Below are 20,232 nucleotides of genomic sequence, written 5' to 3' on the forward strand. Positions count from 1 at the left end.
AGGTGAAACAAAACGCAGAAAACTCTATCATGTTTTTGGTCAATTATCAACGGGAACGCTCAGGTAAATGCGCTTTAAACCATTTAGAGCGAGCGTGAGAAACGTCCTGCATTCAAACCGGCGAGACGCCCCGTGACAAAGGCTGAAGTGATATTGTAGCCCCCGGTATAGCCGTGAATATCGAGTATTTCTCCGCAAAAATATAAGCCTTCCATTTTTTTTGACGCCATTTGTTTCGGCTCAATCTCTTTTACGGAAACACCTCCGCCTGTGACAAATGCTTTGTCCAAAGAAAGCGTTCCGTCAGCGGCAACCGTAAATTGTTTGCAGTCTTTGACAAAAGCCCTGAATTGATCCTTCGGCAGTTCCGTAAAGCTTGTCTGCGGATCAAGACCGTTCCGTTCCAGAAGAAAAAGCAGGTACCGTTCCTGCATCCACGGCTTCAGCGCGTTTTTGAGCGCTTTTTTCGGTGCGTCTTTCAGTTCCTTGTGCATCTTTTGAAATAACTCTTCCTCGTTGATGCCGGGAAACAGATCGATGCGGAGTTTGACCTCTGGCTGCTTTTTCAGTTCTTTGACGACAAATTGGCTGCAGCGGAGAATGGCGGGGCCTGACAAGCCGAAATGGGTAAACAGCATGTCCATCACGTGTGTGACGATTGGTTTGCCTTTTTTATTCAGGACGCTGACGGCCGCGTTTCTAAGAGACAGCCCCTGAAGTGTTTTTTGTTTAATAAACGGTTCTGACGACGTAACCGGCACTTCCGTCGGAAAGAGTTCGGTCACGGTATGACCGGCCGCTTCCGCCCATGCATAGCCGTCTCCGGTGCTTCCGGTATGCGGGACTGATTTTCCGCCGACCGCGATAATGACGGCGTCTGCGTTAATGTGTTCGTCATTGTTTGTCGTAATGCCTGCTGTCCTGCCGTTCTCGTACCGCACTTCTTTGATTTTTTCATTTGTGCGGATGGTGACATTCAGTTGTTTTAATCGGTTCAAAAGCGCATCGACAACGCTTTGCGCTTTGTCCGTCACCGGGAACATGCGCCCGTGGTCTTCTTCTTTCAGCTGAATGCCGAGTTTTTCAAAAAAGGCGATGATATCTTCATTATTAAATTCGGAAAACGCGCTGTATAAAAAGCGGCCGTTGCCGGGGATGTGTTTGATGATTTCTTCAACGGGGAGGCGGTTGGTCACGTTGCAGCGCCCGCCGCCGGAAATCGCCAGCTTCCGTCCCAGCTTGTTTCCTTTATCGATTAATAATACGTCCGCCCCTTCTTCGCCTGCGGCAATCGCAGCCATTAAACCGGAGGGACCCCCGCCGATCACAATCACGTCATAATGTTTCATATTTCATCAACAACTTTCTTTTTCACGTATAATAGGCGAAAATGTCCGCTTTCTGCTATTATAGCGAAAGAAAGGGAATCCTTAAACGTATTTTGTTTTTAAAGGGTTTTCCCAAAAAGTTTCCCGCTGTAATTATTACCGTCTAATTGCCCAGTTGTGTTAAAATAGAAAAGTTGAATCTTCGTAGAAAATGGTGATGAGGAAACATGTCAAGCAAATTGTTAAGGGGCACGTTCGTGCTGACGCTCGGCACCTATATATCGCGGATTTTAGGGATGATTTATCTGATCCCGTTCGGAGCGATGGTCGGAGCGACGGGCGGAGCTTTGTTTCAATACGGATATAATCAATATACACTGTTTTTAAACATTGCCACGATGGGATTTCCCGCCGCGGTTTCAAAATTTGTCTCGAAATATAATTCCAAGGGAGACTATGAGACGAGCAGGCGGATGCTGAGAGCGGGAATGTCGGTTATGCTCGTAACCGGGATGATCGCTTTTTCAATTCTTTATATTTCAGCGCCGTTTTTTGCGGAAACATCTCTCGGCGGCACGAGTAACAACGGACTTACGATTGACCACGTCGTTTATGTCATCCGGATGGTCAGTCTGGCACTTTTGGTCGTGCCGATTATGAGTCTTGTGCGCGGTTTTTTCCAAGGTCATCAGATGATGGGGCCGACAGCCGTTTCACAGGTTGTGGAGCAGCTTGCCCGGATCATCTTTTTATTGGGCGCAACGTATTTGATTTTAAGAGTGATCAACGGCGGCCTTGTCATCGCAGTCGGATACGCGACTTTCGCGGCGCTGATCGGATCATTCGGAGGGCTTGTCGTCCTTTATATTTACTGGAATAAGCGGAAGGGCGATCTCCTGGCGATGAAGCCGAATCTCGTCCCGTCCGCGAACTTAAGTTATAAAAAAATGTTCATTGAGCTTTTCAGTTATGCCGCTCCTTACGTATTTGTCGGACTGGCGATTCCTTTGTATTCATATATCGATACGAATACGTTTAATAAAGCGATGATTGCGGCGGGCCATAAGGATATCAGCCAGGACATGCTTGCGATTGTCACCCTTTATGTGCCGAAGCTTGTGATGATCCCGGTTTCTCTGGCGACCGCTTTCGGTCTGACGCTGATTCCGACGATTACTGAATCGTTTACGAGCAGGAATTATAAGCTTTTGAACCAGCAGATTAACCAGACGATGCAAATCATTCTGTTTTTGGTTATTCCCGCTGTTGTCGGGATGTCCGTGTTATCGGGTCCGGCCTATACGTTCTTCTACGGCTCTGAAAGTCTTCGCCCGGATATCGGACAGGATATATTGTTCTGGTACGCGCCTGTCGCGATTCTGTTTTCTCTGTTTACCGTAAACGCCGCGATCCTGCAAGGGATTAATAAGCAGAAATTTGCTGTCGTGAGCCTTTTCATCGGCGTCATTATAAAAGTGATGCTGAACGTGCCGCTGATCAAGCTGTTTCAGGGAGACGGGGCCATCTTGGCAACGGCGCTCGGTTATATCGCTTCTCTTCTGTACGGTTTTATTATGATTAAGCGCCATGCGGGCTATTCGTATACGGTACTTATAAAACGGGTCATTTTAATCGCGGTCCTGTCCGTCGTGATGGGAGTCGCGGTCAAGCTGACTCAATGGCTGCTCAGTTTCTTTGTAACATACCAAAGCGGCCAGGTGCATGCGGCGATTGTCGTCTTTGTCTGCGCCGCTGTCGGCGGTGCAGTATACATGTTTGCCGCGTACCGAATCGGATTTTTACAGAAAATGTTTGGAAACCGTCTGCCCCGCGTTTTGAGGAGAGGCAGGCATTCCGCCCATTAAGAATAATGAATAGTCCGCTTATCGCGGGCTTTTCTTTTTAAAGGAGAGGATCAGGATGAGACTTGATAAGCTGCTTGCCAACAGCGGATTCGGCTCAAGAAAAGATGTGAAAAAAATCGTCAAGGCTGGGGCTGTCATGATTGACGGAGAGCCGGCGAAAGATGTGAAGACCCATGTTGATCCGGAAAAACAGGACATCACGGTATACGGAGAGCCGGCAGACTATCGTGAATTTATTTATGTCATGATGAATAAGCCGCAAGGAGTGCTGTCCGCTACAGAAGACAGCCGCCAGCAAACGGTGGTTGATCTGCTGACGCCTGAAGAACAGCGTTTTGAACCGTTTCCGGCGGGACGTCTTGATAAGGATACGGAAGGCTTTTTGCTTCTGACCAATGACGGGCAGCTCGCTCATCGCCTGCTTTCTCCGAAAAAGCATGTGCCCAAAACATATGAGGTCCGGTTAATTTCACCTCTGTCACCGGAAGACATCGTTCATCTGGAAAGAGGCGTCGTCATTGAAGGAGGCTATAAGACGAAGCCGGCAGCCGTTGAAATCATTACAGAAAGCCCGGATGAAACGGTGATTCACTTGACCATTACAGAAGGCAAATATCATCAGGTGAAGCTGATGGCAAAGGCTGTCGGAAATGAAGTGGCTTATTTGAAGCGGCTTTCGATGGGGGCTGTTTCTCTTGACCCGGATCTTAAACCGGGAGAATTCCGCGAGCTGACTGAAGAGGAGCTCGAAACGCTGAGAGGCGCTGAAGTGTAATCGATATCAGAAAAGCCCAAAACAGATTTGTTTTGGGCTTTTTATATAGAGGAACAAAAAACAAGGCAAAGACGCTGCTTTGCCTTGCAGCATGTCAGGCCGAAAAGGGCCTTATGTAATTGTTCACTTAAGATGTAATTTTCACTTTTTTTCGTGTTGTCTCCCACTTGCCTCGGCTAGGACTATGAACAAGATCATTGTATGCTAACACATTTAAGTCTCGCTGAATGGTTCTAGGTGTAATGCCGAATTCATCAACCAGTTCCTGTGTTGTCACAAGGCCTTTTTCCTGGATGAACATGTAAACTGATTTAATCCGAGTCAGCATACGATTTGTTGAAGGTTTCAAAAAACCACTCCCTATCATAAGATCGGATGGACTTGATATACCACAACTTTCGACTCTAAAACTTCGTACGAATAAGCAACAAAGGATGACATTCTGTTTTTTCTCTTTTAACTGCCTCCATTATACACGATATGGACAACATGAATCTAGGAATAAGCGCAGATAATTTTTTCCAAATGGGTGCCGCCTTGGTGCATTACTATGTCCGGTCCGCTTTTATTATTATGGAAACTGAAACTTTTTTTATACATGTCCGTATGAAAACGGGGGAGTGAGAAGTTTGGGAGAATTATTGAATGCAAACATTGTCTGCGCCGGTTATGCTGACAGGCCGAAGGTGATTTCTGATGTATCTCTGTCAGTCAACGCTGGTGAAATTGCCGGTTTAATCGGAGCGAACGGCGCGGGAAAAAGCACAGTGATAAAGGCGGTTCTCGGGCTGTCCCGGGATATAGAAGGCGGTATTGAGTGGAATGATTCATCTTATGCTTACATACCGGAGCGTCCGAGTTTTTACGATGAACTGACGCTTTGGGAGCACCTCGAGCTGACCGGGTCATTGCGGGGTATAGAAGGGGAAGAATGCCGTGAGCGGGCAGGGCGGCTGCTTGAAGAGTTTTCGCTGACGTCTGTAAAACATGATTTGCCTTCCGGCTTTTCAAAAGGGATGCAGCAAAAATTGATGCTCATACAGGCATTTTTGGCGAAGCCGGATATTTACATCATTGATGAGCCTTTTATCGGACTTGATCCGATCTCAACAAAGCTGTTTACCGACATGCTGATTGCTGAGAAAGAAAGGGGCGCGGGGATTTTGATGTGCACTCATGTTCTGGATACGGCGGAAAAAATCTGCGACCGGTTTTATTTGCTGGATCAGGGCGCTCTGCTTCTTCAAGGCACGTTAGAGGAGCTTCAGGAAAAAACGGGGAGCCGTTCACTGCTGGATTGCTTTTATTCAGCGGTTCGGAGCAGTCAGCGATGACCGGGCGGGCTTTGTTTTTTCAAAGGCTGTTTCATTATTGGCGGTATCAATGGAAGGTGTTCCAGACGGTCATTGATTGGACGGTCGCGCTGTATATCGTTCTTCCCGCTGCCGCATTTGCCGTTTATCAATATGCTGATTGGCTGAACGGCAGGGGGCTTCTTAATGGAGCGGCAGGAGTATTAGGGTGGGGCTGGCTGTATGTATTCAGTGCCCTGCTGTTGTGCACGGGTTTTATTCATACCTTTTTGCTGGAAGCGGATCACGTATTTTTGGTGCATGCAAAACATCTGATGCAAAAGCTGAAACGGTACGCGCTGTTGTATTCGATGTTCCTTTCCCTTATCAAATGGGGTGCGCTTGCCGTATTGTTATTTCCCTTATGGCGCCAATACGGTGACTGTACCTTACCGGCATATTCAGGTATGTTTTGCTGTCTGTTCGGCTTCCATACCGCGATATTAGCCGTACATCGGCACAGAAAAAACAGCAGGCGGACATTCGGGAATCAGGCGGCGGGCTGGCTGAAAGTGATGGTTCTGATGGCGGGGGCGTTTTTTATGATCGTCTTTGCCGCCGAATGGTATTGGCTTTGGCCGGCGGGATGTATATTGTTCATCTGTTCCGCTCTTTTGACTTGGAAAGGGACGGAGACATTATCAGCCTTTGAGGAAGAAGTGCTTGAGGAGAACAGGCGCAAGCTTTCATTCGCGGCCTCTGTTTTGATGCTCAGCCATGATGTGCAGCTCCCGAATGGTAAAAATAAAGGGCGGAGCAAGCCGTTTTTATATCCCGGCTCAAAGCACATCTTTACAAAACGGTCGGCGTATACGGCGTGGAAAGAATTGTTCTTTAAAGTGCTGATCCGAAACGGCGGGTATCTCCGGCAGCTTTACCTTTTAACCGCGGCTTTTACGGCTCTTATTCTCGTTCTTCCGCTCTTAGTGAAGCCGGCAGTCCTCATTTTGTTTGCGATCGTCAGCCGCTATGCCGCGTCGCTTTTATTTGACCGGATCACGGATAAACCGGTTTTAAGCGGTATCAAGAGAGACAGTGATGACTATTTCAGGGCGCGAAACAGCGCATTAACCGTCATTCAAATCATCTGTTCCGCCTGGTGTCTCATTGCCGCGATTCTTTCCGTTCTTTATATGTGAAAATCCCTTTCCGAAAAAGGAAAGGGATTTTTCTTAATGTCCGTTCAAAATAAAAAGCTGAATAAAAAACAGTATGGCGAAGATGATGACTAAAGGATGGATTTCGCGCCATTTTTTCTTAGCTGCTTTAACAAGCGGATATGAAATGAAGCCGAGTGCGATTCCGGTTGAAATACTGGACGTTAAAGGCATCGCCAAAATGACGAGAAAGGCCGGGAACGCTTCATCAAGCTCATTCCAGCGGATATTCGATACCGCGCCCATCATCAGGCTGCCGACAATAATCAGAGCCGGTGACGTAATCGCGGACACTTCCGATAAGACGCTGACAAGCGGGCTGAAAAACATGGAAACGGCAAACATAACGGCTATCGTCAGCGCCGTCAGACCCGTTCTTCCGCCGGCCGCCACACCTGCTGAAGATTCAACGAACGCGGTCGTCGGGCTGGTGCCGAAGATGCTTCCCACCGTCGTAGCGGTCGAATCAGCCAAAAGCGCTCTTCTGGCATTCGGCAGCTGATTGTTTTTGATCAATCCCGCTTGTTCGGCGACACCGATCATGGTGCCGGTCGTGTCAAAAATCGTAACGAGAAGAAAAGAAAACACAACGGCGTACAGACCGTGATGCACGACATCCCCGAGGGCACCGAACGGATTTGTGATCAAAAGCCCCTCCGGCAGGTGCGGGAAGGACATAAATCCTTTCGCGAAATGGATCTGCCCGGTCAAAAAGGCAATGACGGCGGTCAGCGCCATTCCGATGAACAGAGCCCCGTTTACATTCAGCACCATCAGTACAATACTGATGATAAGTCCGATAAGCGTTAAAATGACGGCAGGCGAATGAAGATCGCCGAGTGCAACCAGATTAGATTTATCAGCCGTGATGATTCCGGATTGGCGTAAGCCGATAAAAGCGATAAATAAGCCGATGCCGGTCGTAATTCCGTATTTTAAATTGTCCGGAATCGCTTCTATAAGTTGTTTTCTTAAAGGCGTTAACGATAAAATAATAAAGATGACTCCCGCGATAAAAACGGCGCTGAAAGCCGTCTGATACGTAATGCCGCTGCCTGTGCCGACAACGTGAAAGGCAAGATACGCGTTTAAGCCCATGCCGGGGGCAATGGCGATCGGAAAATTCGCAGCGAGAGCCATCCATAAAGTTCCGACAATGGAAGCGATAATCGTCGCGGTGAACACCTGGTCAAACGGAATTCCCGCATTGGAAAGGATCACCGGATTGACGACAATGATATACACCATTGTGAAAAAGGTGGTCAATCCCGCGGTAATTTCTCTTTTTATTGTCGTTTGATGCTTGTCGAGATGAAACATAAGTACCTCCAATGACGAACATTTTTTCAAAACATCATCTATATTATTCGTTTTATCGACATTTTGCAAGTCTTTATCAAGAAAGGGGATTTGTGATGAACTGGGAAGTTGAAGTCATCAGAAACAAAGAAGATCTGATCCGTGACACGCAGAAGTTTTTGCAGATCAACAGCGTAATGGACGAATCAACAGCCGGTCCCGGCCGGCCGTTTGGAGAAGGCGTCAATGCCAGCCTGACGTCACTGCTGGAATTCGGTGAAAAAGAAGGCTTCACCGTAAAGAATCTTGATGGCTATGCGGGCCATATTGAATGGGGAACGGGTGACGAAATCGTCGGCGTTTTGTGCCACGTCGATGTCGTTCCGCCCGGAGACGGCTGGACGAGCGATCCGTTTTCAGCCGATATCAGGGACGGCCGGATATATGCCAGAGGCGCCATTGATGATAAAGGGCCGACAATGGCGGCGTTTTATGCGCTGAAAATCGTCAAAGACATGCAGCTTCCTTTATCCAAACGCGTGAGAATCATCATCGGAACGGATGAAGAAAGTGATTGGAGATGCGTGGATCACTACTTCAAACACGAAAAAATGCCTGACATCGGCTTTGCTCCTGACGCGGATTTTCCGATCATTAACGCGGAAAAAGGAATTATAGATGCGTCACTGCGCATTGCAAAAAGCGCTTCTGACAAAGACGCAAAAAACGGGCTTCTGTCATTCCGTTCAGGACTGCGCTTGAACATGGTGCCGGATGCGGCTGAAGCGGTTATTGAAGGGAACGGTCTTGATGCCGTGCACGCATATTTCAGCAAATGGCTTGAGCAGTCAAAAACACAAGGTGAAGCAGTTTCGGAAAATGGAAAACTGACGCTTCGCGTATACGGAAAATCATGCCACGCGATGGAACCGGATAATGGTGTCAATGCCGGCTTAAAGCTTGCTGAATGCCTTAACGGAACGGAGCTGGATGAAGCCGGAAAGCACTTTGTCAAAACCGTCAGTGACTATTTTTTAAATGATACACGAGGCAAAAAACTGAAAATCGATTGCAGGGATGACATCAGCGGAGAGCTTACATTGAATGTCGGCACCTTTACATACAGAAAGGGTGAGGAAGGAGAACTCGGCATCAACATCCGTTATCCTGTCACTTCAGACAGCAAAGTCATCCGTGATGCTTTTACGTCTGCTGAAGAATTCCGGCTTGAAGAATTTAAAGACAGCAAACCGCACCACGTTTCTGCCGATCATCCGCTCGTAAAGACGCTTCAAAAGGTCTACGAAGGACAGACGGGAAAGAAAGCGGATCTGATTTCAATCGGCGGAGGAACGTATGCGAGATCTCTTTCGGCGGGCGTCGCGTTCGGGCCGCTGTTCCCCGGCCGGCCTGACAGCGCGCATCAAAAGAATGAGTACATCGAAATTGATGACCTGCTCCGGTCAACTGCTTTATATGCCGAAGCCATTTATGAGCTTGCCAAGTGATAATAAAAAGGGACGCCGAAAGCGGCATCCCTTTTTATCATTCAAATGACCATAAATCCGTTGATAAATAACGTTCCCCCGTATCGGCCGTCATACAGATGACGATCTGTTCGGAAGGGAGGCGTTTGGCGGTTTCAATGGCGGCGAAGCAGGCGGCGCCTGAAGACGGACCGACGAGTATACCTTCTTCCCGGGCCAGACGACGTGTTGTCGTATACGCATCTTCATCAGATATTTTCATGATTTCATCGTAAACGTCCTGATTCAGTATGCCGGGAATAAATCCGGGGCTTGTCCCGACAAGCTTATGGGCTCCGGGTTTTCCGCCAGACAGGACGGGGGAACCCGCCGGCTCGGCGACATGAACAATCATATCCGGGAAAAGCTCCCTCAGCGTTTCTCCGGTTCCGGTAATGGTTCCGCCCGTCCCTGCCGTTGCCACAAAAGCACCGAGCGGTCTGTTGAGCTGCTGAACGGCCTGATAGATTTCAATGGCGGTCGTTTTTCGGTGGGCATCTGGATTTGCGCCGTTATCGAATTGCATCGGGATAAAACTTCCCGGAATCTGTTCGGCGAGTTCTTTCGCTTTTTTGATGCTGCCGGGCATTCTTTCCGCCCCCGGTGTTAACACAACCTCCGCGCCGTACGCTTTCAGGAGGTTGATGCGTTCTTTCGTCATCGTGTCAGGCATGACGAGGATTGCCTTGTAGCCGCGCGCCGCCGCGTTCATCGCCAGGCCGATGCCTGTGTTGCCGCTTGTCGGTTCGATGATGACAGAGCCGGGTTTTAAATGCCCGCTGTTTTCCGCTTCAATGATCATATTGTAAGCCGCTCTGTCTTTGACACTGCCGCTCGGGTTAAACGATTCTAATTTTAAATAGACTTGCGCTGCATGTTCTGGCTGAAGGCGATTGAGCTTTACGATCGGTGTGCCGCCGATCAGCTCCGCCGTGCTGTTTACGATTTTCAAGGCCGGCTCATTCCTTTCTGTATAAAACGTTCGGTACATAATATCCTATCATAATGAGCGGACAGGGTTCTCCTCTCCGCTTATCCGTTTTATAATAACACCATAACCAAAGAGGGGGAGATCCTCGTATGAAAGCTTCATTGCCGCATTATTTTATCGGCATTCCGATTCCGGCTGACATTGCTGAACCGATTTGGGAAGCAGCCAAAAAGGAGCCGGCGTTATCATTCAAAAAATGGGTGCACCCGCATGACTATCATATTACACTCATTTTTCTCGGAGCCGCGGATGAAGAACGGCTTGCGAAATTATCGTCTCTGCTCGCAGATGCTGCGTCGGCAGCGCAGCCGTTTACCGTACAGTTTCAGCATCTGGATATTTTCGGCGACCGCAGACAGCCGAGAGTGCTTCACCTTGAGCCCGAACGGAATGAACTGCTCTTTGATTTGCGGGAAAAAACAAAACAGGCTGTTTTTAAAGCCGGTTTTCAAGTGGAAAAACGCCCGTATCACCCTCATATGACGATGGCGCGGAAGTGGACGGGAGACCGGCCGTTTCCTGACGATGTGCCGTTTGAAAGCGGCAGGGTGCAAAGTGCCGTCAGCCGGTTTTCCCTGTTTCAGACCCATCTTGACCGGTCGCCTAAATACGAAGAAATCGCACAGTTTCAATTGACATAAACAAATATTCGGAGTGGAGAAATCACATGGCACAGATCATCAAAATTCACGACTGCATATCCAGATATGAACTTGATCCATATCATTATATGAACCAGTTTATCCGGCTGAAGAAAGAACGCTGGGAGGCGCTTCTTGAAGCGTTTGACCGGATGACGGAAGAAAAAGAAACGGAAACGGCTGCAGGCGGGGAAACCGATCAAGCGCCGGCCAGGAAAAAATTTTCCTTGAAAAAGAGAAAAGAAGAAAATACGGCCGATATAAATGAAAAGAGGCACCAATGGTTTGATGAGCCGGAGGGAGAAGAGGCGCTGTTCGGGAATCTTCCGTCTCAAAAGTCTGAGCTCGCGCCTTTTTTCAAAGATCAGCTGTATGACTTTCAATTAAAATGGGCGAGCTCCACGCTTTCTCAAAAGTCTGAGCTTTCACAGGCGGTTAAAAGGGACAGGATGTTAAAAATGCTGGCTCAAAAGCTGCCCGATTCCTATTTTGTGATGTATCATCCGGTTCTGCAAATTCAGCAGGCGTCCGTCGAACTGAGCATGATCATCATCTCGCCGCTGGAGATTTTCTGCGCCGCTTTTATGGAAGCGGAAGAGGACAGCGTATATATCGGATCAAAACACCGTTTTTGGGAAGAAAGGGGCTCCGGCAGCACGCGCCAAGTATTGAATCCGTCTCTCAGCCTGCACCGGACGGGCTCGGTCGTTTCGCAAATCGTAAAAGAAAAGCAGGCCGACATTCCCGTGCGGAAGCTTTTGCTCAGCAGAACGTCTTATATTGATTACCCGGAGCCGCCGTACGGGCTGGAAATAGCTGATAAACGGACTGCCGCAGAGTGGCTGGAAAAGCAGCAGAAAAATACGGCGCCGATCAAGCACCACCAGCTCAAGGCGGCGAAGGCTCTTTTGTCTTACGGCTTGAGCGATTCAAGCCGGAGACAGGAATGGCTTGATTAAAACGGACGTTTGCCGGCTGTCTCTTCATCTATGAAGCAGGTGAAAACAAACGATGAATCAATGGTTTTTTATTATTAATCCGGTCTCAGGAGGCGGGCGGGGCCGGCGTGTCTGGAAATCAGTTCAAAAAGAGCTGACCAGGCGCGGGGTCAGCCACCGCTCTTTTTTGACCGGGCATCCCGGACATGCGGAGGTGCTGGCGAGGCAGATTTCAATGATGCAGGATCATAAGCTTAAGCGGCTGTTCGTCATCGGCGGTGACGGGACGATGCATGAAGTCATTAACGGACTGAAAGGAACGGATCAGATTGAGCTGACCTTTGTGCCTGCCGGTTCGTACAATGACTTTTCCAAAGGGCTCGGTATTAAGAAGTCGGCGCTCCTCCAAGAAATCAAAAGTCTGCACCGCCCGCTCACACGGAAATTTTTTACGGGAAACATCAACTTTTTTCATGACAAAGCGCAATCACTTTATTTTATTAACCACCTGTCTGTCGGCTTCGATGCCTCAGTTTTGAAGGCAGCCGCGAATTTTCCGTTTTCGCGCGTTCTTCGGTTTTTGCGTCTCGGCTTTGTGATTTACCCGCTCGCGCATTTACATACGGCCTCGAGGTTTCAGCCGTTCAGATTTGTTTGCACGGCAGACGGCCAGAGGCGTGAATTCCGCAATGTCTGGTTTGTCATTGCGGCTAATCACCCTTATTACGGAGGCGGCATGAAAGCGGCGCCTTCAGCAAATCCCCGTCAAAACCATTTTGATATTGTCATCGCAGAAAACCTGTCCTTTTTCTCGCTGTATCGTTTTTTATGGGCGATGAGCTTCGGCCGGCATATCAAAATGGACGGAGTGGCGATGATAAAGGGGAAGGAATTCGTTTTTGAAACAGATGGGAAAATTCCGTTTTACGCTGACGGCGAGCTGATCGGAACGACGCCGTTTCGGCTTATGCCGGGCGGTGCGCCGTTGAAAATAAAAACATAATAAACAAATGAAACCCGTCAAATGTTTCACGGCAAAGAGCGGTTCCGGCATAAATCTTCAGAATTCACAGGTGTTCTTGCTAGTTTTGCTTGACGAAGTTTGTGCTGTAGCGCTAAAATTTATAGGACGGCTATTGATTAGCATATGAGACTCTCAATAGCTGTCTTTTTTATTCTCATGAAATTGTTTATGACAGGCCGCTCCGCCAATAGAGAAAGGCTGGAGGCCTATTCTAAAATATTTTAAGAAATGATGGGTTGAACATTGATATGAACTGGTTGGGACAATTACTAGGTAGCGATTGGGAGATCTTCCCCGCCGGAGGAGCTACAGGAGATGCATATTATGCGAAACATAACGGCCAACAGCTTTTTTTAAAACGTAATAGCTCGCCCTTTTTAGCCGTGTTATCCGCCGAAGGCATTGTTCCGAAGCTGGTTTGGACGAAACGGATGGAAAACGGAGACGTCATTACGGCTCAGCATTGGATGGCGGGCAGGGAGCTGAAGGCAAAGGATATGAGCGGACGCCCGGTGGCTGAGCTGCTCCGCAAAATCCACACATCAAAAGCTTTGCTCGACATGCTGAAAAGATTGGGAAAAGAACCGCTTGATCCGGGCGCCCTTTTGTCGCAGCTGAAGCAGGCCGTCTTTGCCGTGCGGCAATTTTCGCCGCTTATTCAGGAAGGCCTTGCTTATTTGGAAGCTCATGTGGATCAGGTGCAATTCGGTGAAAAAGTCGTTTGCCATTGTGATGTGAATCATAATAACTGGCTTCTGTCTGAAGACAACCAGCTGTATTTAATAGATTGGGACGGCGCCATGATAGCTGATCCGGCCATGGATCTCGGCCCTTTATTGTATCATTACGTCGAAGAGCCAGCGTGGGACAGCTGGCTTGGGATGTACGGCATGAAGCTCACGGAAGGGCTTCGGCTGCGGATGGCATGGTACATGTTATCGGAGACCATCACCTTCATCGCCTGGCACAAATCAAAAGGAAACGACAAAGCGTATCATGATGCCATGGAAGAGCTTCATGCCCTGATGAAGCGGATTGTCAAGTAGTCAGGAGTACGAATCCATCTGCTCCACCCATTGGGACAAATGGTTTTGGTGCTCCTGAATATGCGTGTCGATGGAATCGGCCGTGATGCCGGACTGGCTGTAGCGGTAGACGTCCTCGAGCACGTTTTTTATATTTGAATCAAGCCCGGTGTTGGCCATCAGTGATTTGATGACACGCTCCAGCTGTTCATACTCGGCAACTGTGCCGCAGCAATCCAATTGATGGTCGGCCAGTATGTCCTTTAATAACCGGACCTGATGTTCGCTTGTTAAGCCCATGATTCATATACACATCCTTTCTGTGTCATACATTGTGCAAAGCGGTGCGGTTTTATGCATCACATGAGTGTTCCGGACCGGGGAGCCTCTTTTTTTATGCAGCCGGCACCTTTAAAAGGCGCTTGCGGCTCTTTATGTTTCATGGTATGTTGTTACTCGAAATTATAGATAGAGGTGTCAATCATATGAGAATGCGCCATAAACCTTGGGCGAATGATTTTCTGGCAGAAAACGCTGACATCGCCATCAGTGATCCGGCCCAGTATAAAGGGCGGTGGAACACGGTCTTTGGCAATGACAACCCGATCCATATTGAAGTCGGTACGGGAAAAGGGCAGTTCATTTCAGGAATGGCCAAGCAGAATCCGGATATCAACTATATCGGCATTGAGCTGTTTAAAAGCGTCATCGTCACTGCCGTCCAAAAAGTAAAGGACAGCGGGGCTCACAATGTCCGTTTGTTAAATATAGACGCGGAAACACTGAATGACGTATTTGAACGGGGAGAAATCAAGCGCGTATATTTAAACTTTTCTGACCCGTGGCCGAAAAACCGTCACGAAAAGCGCCGTTTAACATTTAAAACGTTCTTGAAAAAATACGAAGAAGTGATGGGCGAAACAGGTGAGATTCATTTTAAAACCGATAACCGCGGTTTATTCGAATACTCTCTGAAAAGCTTTTCCGAATACGGCCTGCTTCTGACGGAAGTCAGCCTTGATCTGCACAACAGCGATCCGAAGGGCAATATTATGACAGAATACGAAGAAAAATTCTCCGCGCTCGGCCAGCCGATTTACCGGGCCGAAGTTGAATGGAGAACAAAAGACAGACTCTGATGCGGGAGTCTGTTTTTTTATGCCGCCATTTGCTACCATTACATCAGGAGGGATCAAGATGGAGACATTGAATGTTGGGAATATTTCATTAACATGGATGGACGGCGGTGTAACGCATATGGACGGAGGAGCGATGTTCGGCGTTGTCCCGAAGCCTTTATGGTCGAGAAAATACCCCGTAAATGACAAAAACCAGATTGAATTAAGAACAGACCCGATTCTGATCAGAAAAAACGGCCTGAATATATTGGTTGACGCGGGTATCGGCAGAGGGAAATTCTCTGATAAACAAAAAAGGAATTACGGCGTAACACAGGAATCCAATCTGAAACAATCTCTTCGTGAACTCGGGCTTTCCTGTGAGGACATTCATATTGCCGCGATGACCCATCTTCATTTTGACCATGCATGCGGCTTGACGGAATACAGCGGAGAGGAGCTTGTCTCTGTTTTCCCGAATGCCCGCATTATCACCTCTGCAACAGAGTGGCGCGAAATGAGAAACCCTAATATCAGATCGAAAAATACATATTGGAGAGAAAATTGGGAGGCGGTACAAGATCAGGTCGAAACCTTTGAGAACGAGTATCAGCTGACAGAAGGCATTACGATGCACCACACCGGCGGCCACAGCGACGGACACAGCGTCATCGTCTTAGAAGACGAAGGGGAAACGGCTGTGCATTTCGCCGACCTGATGCCGACGAACGCGCATAAAAATCCGTTATGGGTGCTGGCCTATGATGATTATCCGATGACCTCTATTCCAGAAAAGCAGAAATGGCAGACGTTCGCGGCAGAAAAAGACGCCTGGCTGATTTTCTATCACGACGCGATTTACAGAGCGGTAAAATGGGGAGAAGACGGCGAAGTGGCTGCATCTGTCAGACGGGAGAAAAAATAGGCGGATCGATGATTTACCTGTATGAATTTCGGGAATAAAAGCAAACCTAAGACAAATTGCTTTGAAAGGAAGAGACAGGTGAATCAATTTCAAGTGACGAAAGATGGAGAAATCAAAACAACTCTGCGCGGATTAGAAGTGCTTTCTACGCCTTTTTTAAATAAAGGGGTGGCCTTTACACAGGAGGAAAGAGAGGAACTCGGGCTCGAGGGATTTCTGCCGCCGAAAGTATTGACAATCGAAGAGCAGGCGAGACGGGCCTACGAACAATTCAGTTCGCAGCCTGATGAGCTGAGCAAAAATGTGTACTTGACCGCTCTCCATGATCGGAATGAAACGTTATTTTACAGGCTGTTAAATGATCATTTAGGCGAAATGCTGCCGATCGTATATACGCCGACCGTCGGCACCGCGATCCAGCGTTACAGCCATGAGTACAGAAAACCCCGCGGTCTGTATTTGTCAATAGATGACCCTGAAGGAATGCGCGCCGCATTTCAGCAGTTCGGAAAAAATGAAAACATTGACTTAATCGTTGCCACAGATGCCGAGGGCATTCTGGGAATCGGTGACTGGGGCGTCGGCGGCATCGCCATTTCTGTCGGGAAACTTGCGGTGTATACGGCGGCGGCCGGAATTGATCCGTCACGAGTGCTTGCGGTCGTGTTGGACGCGGGGACAAATCAGGAAAGCCTCTTAAATGACCCGCTGTATGTCGGAAACCAGCATTCAAGAGTGCGCGGCGAGAAATATGACCGCTTTATTGATGAGTATGTCTCGCTTGCCCGGGAAACATTCCCGAATGCACTGCTTCATTGGGAGGATTTCGGTACGGCTAATGCCCGCGGCATATTGAAACGGTATAAAGATAAAGTCTGTACGTTTAACGATGACATTCAAGGAACGGGCGCGGTGTCGCTTGCAGCTGTTTTAGCGTGTGCGAAAGCATCAAAAGTGCCTTTAAAAGAGCATAAAGTCGTCGTCTTCGGCGCGGGAACGGCCGGTATCGGAATTGCTGAGCAGCTGCGCGAAGCTATGGTGCATGACGGATTAAGCGAAGATGAATCCTACAGCCATTTTTGGTGTATCGACAGAAACGGATTATTAACGGATGATATGAAGGACTTGCGTGATTTTCAGGTTCCGTACGCGCGCTCTGCTGATGAAGTGAAAGAGTACGGCCGCAGCGGTGAAGGCGGATCAATTGATCTGGCGGAGACGGTGCGTCAGGCCAAGCCGACGATCCTGATCGGCACATCCACCGTCTCAGGCGCATTTACGGAAGAAATCGTCAAAGAAATGGCCTCGCATGTCAAACGGCCCGCTATTTTGCCGATGTCAAACCCGACCACATTATCAGAAGCAAAACCTGAAGATTTAATTAAATGGACGGAAGGCCGCGCACTTGTCACTACGGGTAGTCCATTCCCGCCTGTCGCGTATAACGGCGTTACCTACCATATCGGACAGGCGAACAACGCGCTCGTATTCCCGGGACTCGGACTCGGCACGATTGTGACAAAAGCAAGGCTCATTACGGACAATATGTTCGTTGCCTGCGCGAATGCCATCGCCGGTATGGTGGACGTCGGCAAGCCGGGGGCCCCGATGCTTCCGAAAGTGGAGGATCTCAGGACGGTATCGGCAACTGTGGCGGTAGCCGTAGCGAAAGCGGCCATTCAGGACGGTGTAGCGGAAACGGAACCCGAGGATCTGATTCAAACGGTGCAGGATGCGATGTGGCACCCCGTATATAAACGAATTCGGCCGATGTAACCGAATAAAGCCCAAAACGCTGATGGTTTTGGGCTTTATTTTTTGCTTGTCCAGATTATGAGGCGACAGAATCAATGACATCGACAATCTGGCCTGTTTTTGCATTGACCATAACTTCATATTGCTCCAGTTCGCCGAATGCCGAACGTGTCACGCCGGTTTTGTATACCTGGATGGTTTCTCCGTTTACCTGGTAGGGCTCGGGCTCTGTGTAAATCCATGATCCGTCTATCGGCCCGCGCTGTTTAAAAGCCGCTTTCACGATACGGAGCGCTTTTTCTGAAGAGATATAAGGTTTCATCGCATACTTTTTCACTGCGATGGCAGCGCATAATCCGACTCCTGCACCTAAGAGAAAATGACGTAATTTCAATATGAAGCACCTCCAATTATGTCGTAGTTTTTATTATACAGAAGATGCCAGACGGTGTTAAGTAAAGCGGCGGTTTTCCAGCCCATTCAATCTGAGCGCTTGGAAAACGGTTGTTTTTCTAATAAAATAAAAGCATTACATAGAAATGAGGGGAAAATATGAATGAGGAAACGAAAACGCTTTTCCGGACGCTGACGCAGCTTCCCGGCGCACCGGGAAATGAACATCAGGTCCGCTCCTTTATGAAACGGGAGCTTGCGAAATATGCGGATGACATCGTGCAGGACAGACTCGGAAGTGTTTTCGGAGTAAGGCGCGGCGCTGAAGATGCGCCGACCGTTATGGTAGCCGGCCATATGGACGAAGTCGGGTTTATGGTAACGCAGATTACGGATAATGGCATGCTGAGATTTCAGACGCTCGGCGGCTGGTGGAGTCAGGTGCTGCTTGCCCAGCGCGTCGAGGTGCAGACGGATAACGGACCGATTATCGGCGTCATCTCAAGCATCCCGCCCCACATTTTAACAGATGCCCAACGCGCAAAGCCGATGGAGATCAAAAATATGATGATTGATATCGGTGCCGATGACAGAGAGGACGCGGTCAAAATGGGGATCAGACCGGGACAGCAGGTCGTGCCGGTCTGCCCGTTCACCCCGATGGCCAACGAGAAGAAAATATTGTCCAAAGCGTGGGATAACCGCTACGGCTGCGGGTTAAGCATTGAATTATTAAAAGAGCTGCAAGGAAAAGACCTGCCGAACAATCTGTACGCCGGGGCCACCGTTCAGGAGGAAGTCGGCTTGAGAGGGGCGCAGACAGCGGCCAATATGATTCAGCCTGATCTCTTTTTCGCGCTTGATGCCAGCCCGGCAAATGATATGAGCGGCGATAAGGAGCTGTTCGGCCGTCTCGGCGAGGGGGTGCTGCTCCGCATTCTCGACAGAACGACGGTCATGCACCGCGGGATGAGAGAGTTCGTCCTTGATATGGCGGAAACGCACAATATCCCTTATCAATATTTCGCTTCAGGCGGGGGAACGGATGCCGGACGGGTTCACATATCAAACAGCGGGGTTCCGTCTGCCGTCATCGGCATTTGTTCAAGATACATTCATACAAATGCCGCGATCATCCATGTCGATGATTATGCCGCGGCGAAAGAAATGCTCATTAAGCTGGTCATGGCGAGTGACAAACAGACGGTCGAAACGATCAGAGAAAATGTGTAAAAAAAATAAGCAGTCAATAAGTCTCTTTGAATACTTATTGACTGCTGTTTTTACATTCTGCTTTAAGCCGCATGATCGAGACAGTTCTTTGTTGTGAATATAAGTGTAAAGCGTATTAAAAATAGAAGTAGGTAACACATATTGTTTTTCAATATTATTATCAAAATTGTTCCAATCCGAGCATTGAGCTGAGTAGCGATTTCACAAAATCGAGTGACATTTGCATTTTTTATTTGTTCTGCAAGGAGGTATATTTATGACAAAAAAGACAAACATAAAATTTCCTCTCATCTCTAACAATCTTCCTTTTGATCTGGTTAATACTGAGGTGGTGAGTTATGGTAAACGTCATAATTTGTTAAAGTCAAAAGAGGATCTTTTGGAATGGTTAAGGTTAATGGGGAAAGGAACCCCTTTTTTCAATCAATTAACTTTAAAAAAAGCACAAGATGAACTGACTACTGTGATGGTTGAAAAAATACTTGAGTTACGATCAGCACTAAGAGAAAATTTTGAGAAAATTGCAGATGGTGAAGAACCTGGAGAATCTTTTATCACTTTTTTAGAAAAAAAGATTGAATCGGCTCCATTTACATATAAGATTCTCGATGGCAAACTCGCTCGTATTCCGATTGGAAAAATTGATGATGCAATTATATCGCTCATCGCTTATGAAGGTTTATCGCTTATATATACAAAAAAGATCAAGTTAATGAAGCGATGTGCTAATGAAGAATGCGTCTTATTATTCCTTGATAACACCGGAAGGAGAAAATGGTGTTCAATGAAGATATGCGGCAACAGAGAAAAGGTTTCCCGTCATCTTAAGAAAACATAAAACGAATTTCCTCTATTACATTGTGGTCGGAATAAATCTTGCACTTTAT

General features: G+C 48.1%; 20 protein-coding genes. 14 read left to right on the forward strand and 6 right to left on the reverse strand.

Annotated features, from left to right (window positions below; all coding sequences use genetic code 11):
- Window positions 1-83 precede the first annotated feature (83 nt).
- Complete coding sequence (locus tag OQ477_RS00435; protein ID WP_007408798.1) at window positions 84-1,349, reverse strand: NAD(P)/FAD-dependent oxidoreductase; 1,266 nt, start codon at window positions 1,347-1,349, stop codon at window positions 84-86.
- Window positions 1,350-1,555: 206 nt separating this feature from the next.
- Here OQ477_RS00435 and OQ477_RS00440 point away from each other — a divergent pair, with 206 nt between their 5' ends.
- Both OQ477_RS00440 and OQ477_RS00445 read left to right on the forward strand, forming a co-directional pair.
- On the forward strand, window positions 1,556-3,193 hold the full coding sequence (locus tag OQ477_RS00440) for a putative polysaccharide biosynthesis protein (RefSeq protein ID WP_061581304.1): 1,638 nt from the start codon (window positions 1,556-1,558) through the stop codon (window positions 3,191-3,193).
- 55 nt (window positions 3,194-3,248) lie between these two features.
- The gene (locus OQ477_RS00445; RefSeq protein ID WP_007613195.1) at window positions 3,249-3,968 is read left to right on the forward strand and encodes a pseudouridine synthase; all 720 of its coding nucleotides are present in this window, start codon (window positions 3,249-3,251) and stop codon (window positions 3,966-3,968) included.
- 127 nt (window positions 3,969-4,095) lie between these two features.
- Here the strand turns inward: OQ477_RS00445 and OQ477_RS00450 are convergent, their stop codons facing one another.
- Window positions 4,096-4,317, reverse strand: a complete 222-nt coding sequence (locus OQ477_RS00450; protein WP_003152337.1) for a DeoR family transcriptional regulator — start codon at window positions 4,315-4,317, stop codon at window positions 4,096-4,098.
- A gap of 280 nt (window positions 4,318-4,597) precedes the next feature.
- Here OQ477_RS00450 and OQ477_RS00455 point away from each other — a divergent pair, with 280 nt between their 5' ends.
- Both OQ477_RS00455 and OQ477_RS00460 read left to right on the forward strand, forming a co-directional pair.
- Window positions 4,598-5,302, forward strand: a complete 705-nt coding sequence (locus OQ477_RS00455; RefSeq protein WP_014418670.1) for an ABC transporter ATP-binding protein — start codon at window positions 4,598-4,600, stop codon at window positions 5,300-5,302.
- Window positions 5,299-6,459 carry an ABC transporter permease gene (locus OQ477_RS00460; RefSeq protein WP_014418669.1) on the forward strand — a complete coding sequence of 387 codons (1,161 nt, stop codon included), beginning with the start codon at window positions 5,299-5,301 and terminating at the stop codon, window positions 6,457-6,459. The genes OQ477_RS00455 and OQ477_RS00460 overlap by 4 nt, the downstream gene beginning before the upstream one ends.
- A gap of 33 nt (window positions 6,460-6,492) precedes the next feature.
- On the opposite strand, the gene OQ477_RS00465 is transcribed toward OQ477_RS00460, so the two are convergent.
- Entirely contained in the window at window positions 6,493-7,797 is a 1,305-nt protein-coding gene (locus OQ477_RS00465) for an NCS2 family permease (protein ID WP_045208534.1), read from the reverse strand.
- A 95-nt stretch (window positions 7,798-7,892) separates the two neighbouring features.
- On the opposite strand from OQ477_RS00465, the gene pepV reads away from it, so the two are divergent.
- On the forward strand, window positions 7,893-9,284 hold the full coding sequence (pepV, locus tag OQ477_RS00470; protein WP_265971062.1) for a dipeptidase PepV: 1,392 nt from the start codon (window positions 7,893-7,895) through the stop codon (window positions 9,282-9,284).
- Window positions 9,285-9,321: 37 nt separating this feature from the next.
- On the opposite strand, the gene cysK is transcribed toward pepV, so the two are convergent.
- A complete protein-coding gene (cysK, locus tag OQ477_RS00475) occupies window positions 9,322-10,293 on the reverse strand; it encodes a cysteine synthase A (RefSeq protein WP_095352847.1) in 972 nt (323 codons plus the stop codon).
- An 89-nt stretch (window positions 10,294-10,382) separates the two neighbouring features.
- Here cysK and thpR point away from each other — a divergent pair, with 89 nt between their 5' ends.
- From thpR to OQ477_RS00495, 4 genes are all read left to right on the forward strand, one after another.
- Window positions 10,383-10,934 (forward strand): RNA 2',3'-cyclic phosphodiesterase, encoded by a 552-nt coding sequence (gene thpR, locus OQ477_RS00480; RefSeq protein WP_265971063.1) that lies wholly within the window; start codon window positions 10,383-10,385, stop codon window positions 10,932-10,934.
- Window positions 10,935-10,960: 26 nt separating this feature from the next.
- The gene (locus tag OQ477_RS00485) at window positions 10,961-11,893 is read left to right on the forward strand and encodes a hypothetical protein (RefSeq protein ID WP_017418394.1); all 933 of its coding nucleotides are present in this window, start codon (window positions 10,961-10,963) and stop codon (window positions 11,891-11,893) included.
- A 52-nt stretch (window positions 11,894-11,945) separates the two neighbouring features.
- Window positions 11,946-12,875, forward strand: a complete 930-nt coding sequence (locus tag OQ477_RS00490) for a YegS/Rv2252/BmrU family lipid kinase (protein WP_265971064.1) — start codon at window positions 11,946-11,948, stop codon at window positions 12,873-12,875.
- Window positions 12,876-13,144: 269 nt separating this feature from the next.
- Window positions 13,145-13,942 carry a phosphotransferase family protein gene (locus OQ477_RS00495; RefSeq protein WP_003152355.1) on the forward strand — a complete coding sequence of 266 codons (798 nt, stop codon included), beginning with the start codon at window positions 13,145-13,147 and terminating at the stop codon, window positions 13,940-13,942.
- Here the strand turns inward: OQ477_RS00495 and OQ477_RS00500 are convergent, their stop codons facing one another.
- The gene (locus OQ477_RS00500) at window positions 13,943-14,221 is read right to left on the reverse strand and encodes a YtzH-like family protein (protein WP_003152357.1); all 279 of its coding nucleotides are present in this window, start codon (window positions 14,219-14,221) and stop codon (window positions 13,943-13,945) included.
- A gap of 185 nt (window positions 14,222-14,406) precedes the next feature.
- On the opposite strand from OQ477_RS00500, the gene trmB reads away from it, so the two are divergent.
- The 3 genes from trmB (at window position 14,407) to OQ477_RS00515 (ending at window position 17,740) form a co-directional block, all read left to right on the forward strand.
- Window positions 14,407-15,060 (forward strand): tRNA (guanosine(46)-N7)-methyltransferase TrmB, encoded by a 654-nt coding sequence (trmB, locus tag OQ477_RS00505; RefSeq protein ID WP_003152359.1) that lies wholly within the window; start codon window positions 14,407-14,409, stop codon window positions 15,058-15,060.
- A gap of 58 nt (window positions 15,061-15,118) precedes the next feature.
- Window positions 15,119-15,964 carry a YtnP family quorum-quenching lactonase gene (locus OQ477_RS00510; RefSeq protein WP_265971066.1) on the forward strand — a complete coding sequence of 282 codons (846 nt, stop codon included), beginning with the start codon at window positions 15,119-15,121 and terminating at the stop codon, window positions 15,962-15,964.
- 78 nt (window positions 15,965-16,042) lie between these two features.
- Window positions 16,043-17,740: an NAD-dependent malic enzyme gene (locus tag OQ477_RS00515; RefSeq protein WP_044801542.1), complete on the forward strand. Its 1,698-nt coding sequence runs from the start codon at window positions 16,043-16,045 to the stop codon at window positions 17,738-17,740.
- Window positions 17,741-17,795: 55 nt separating this feature from the next.
- Here the strand turns inward: OQ477_RS00515 and OQ477_RS00520 are convergent, their stop codons facing one another.
- Entirely contained in the window at window positions 17,796-18,113 is a 318-nt protein-coding gene (locus OQ477_RS00520) for a PepSY domain-containing protein (RefSeq protein WP_003152366.1), read from the reverse strand.
- 158 nt (window positions 18,114-18,271) lie between these two features.
- Between OQ477_RS00520 and OQ477_RS00525 the strand changes: the two genes are divergently transcribed.
- Window positions 18,272-19,345: a M42 family metallopeptidase gene (locus OQ477_RS00525; RefSeq protein WP_014418662.1), complete on the forward strand. Its 1,074-nt coding sequence runs from the start codon at window positions 18,272-18,274 to the stop codon at window positions 19,343-19,345.
- A gap of 256 nt (window positions 19,346-19,601) precedes the next feature.
- A complete protein-coding gene (locus tag OQ477_RS00530) occupies window positions 19,602-20,183 on the forward strand; it encodes a CGNR zinc finger domain-containing protein (RefSeq protein ID WP_265971068.1) in 582 nt (193 codons plus the stop codon).
- Window positions 20,184-20,232: the final 49 nt, after the last annotated feature.

The organism is Bacillus sp. ChL18 (assembly GCF_026241425.1).
Lineage (GTDB): Bacteria > Bacillota > Bacilli > Bacillales > Bacillaceae > Bacillus > Bacillus velezensis.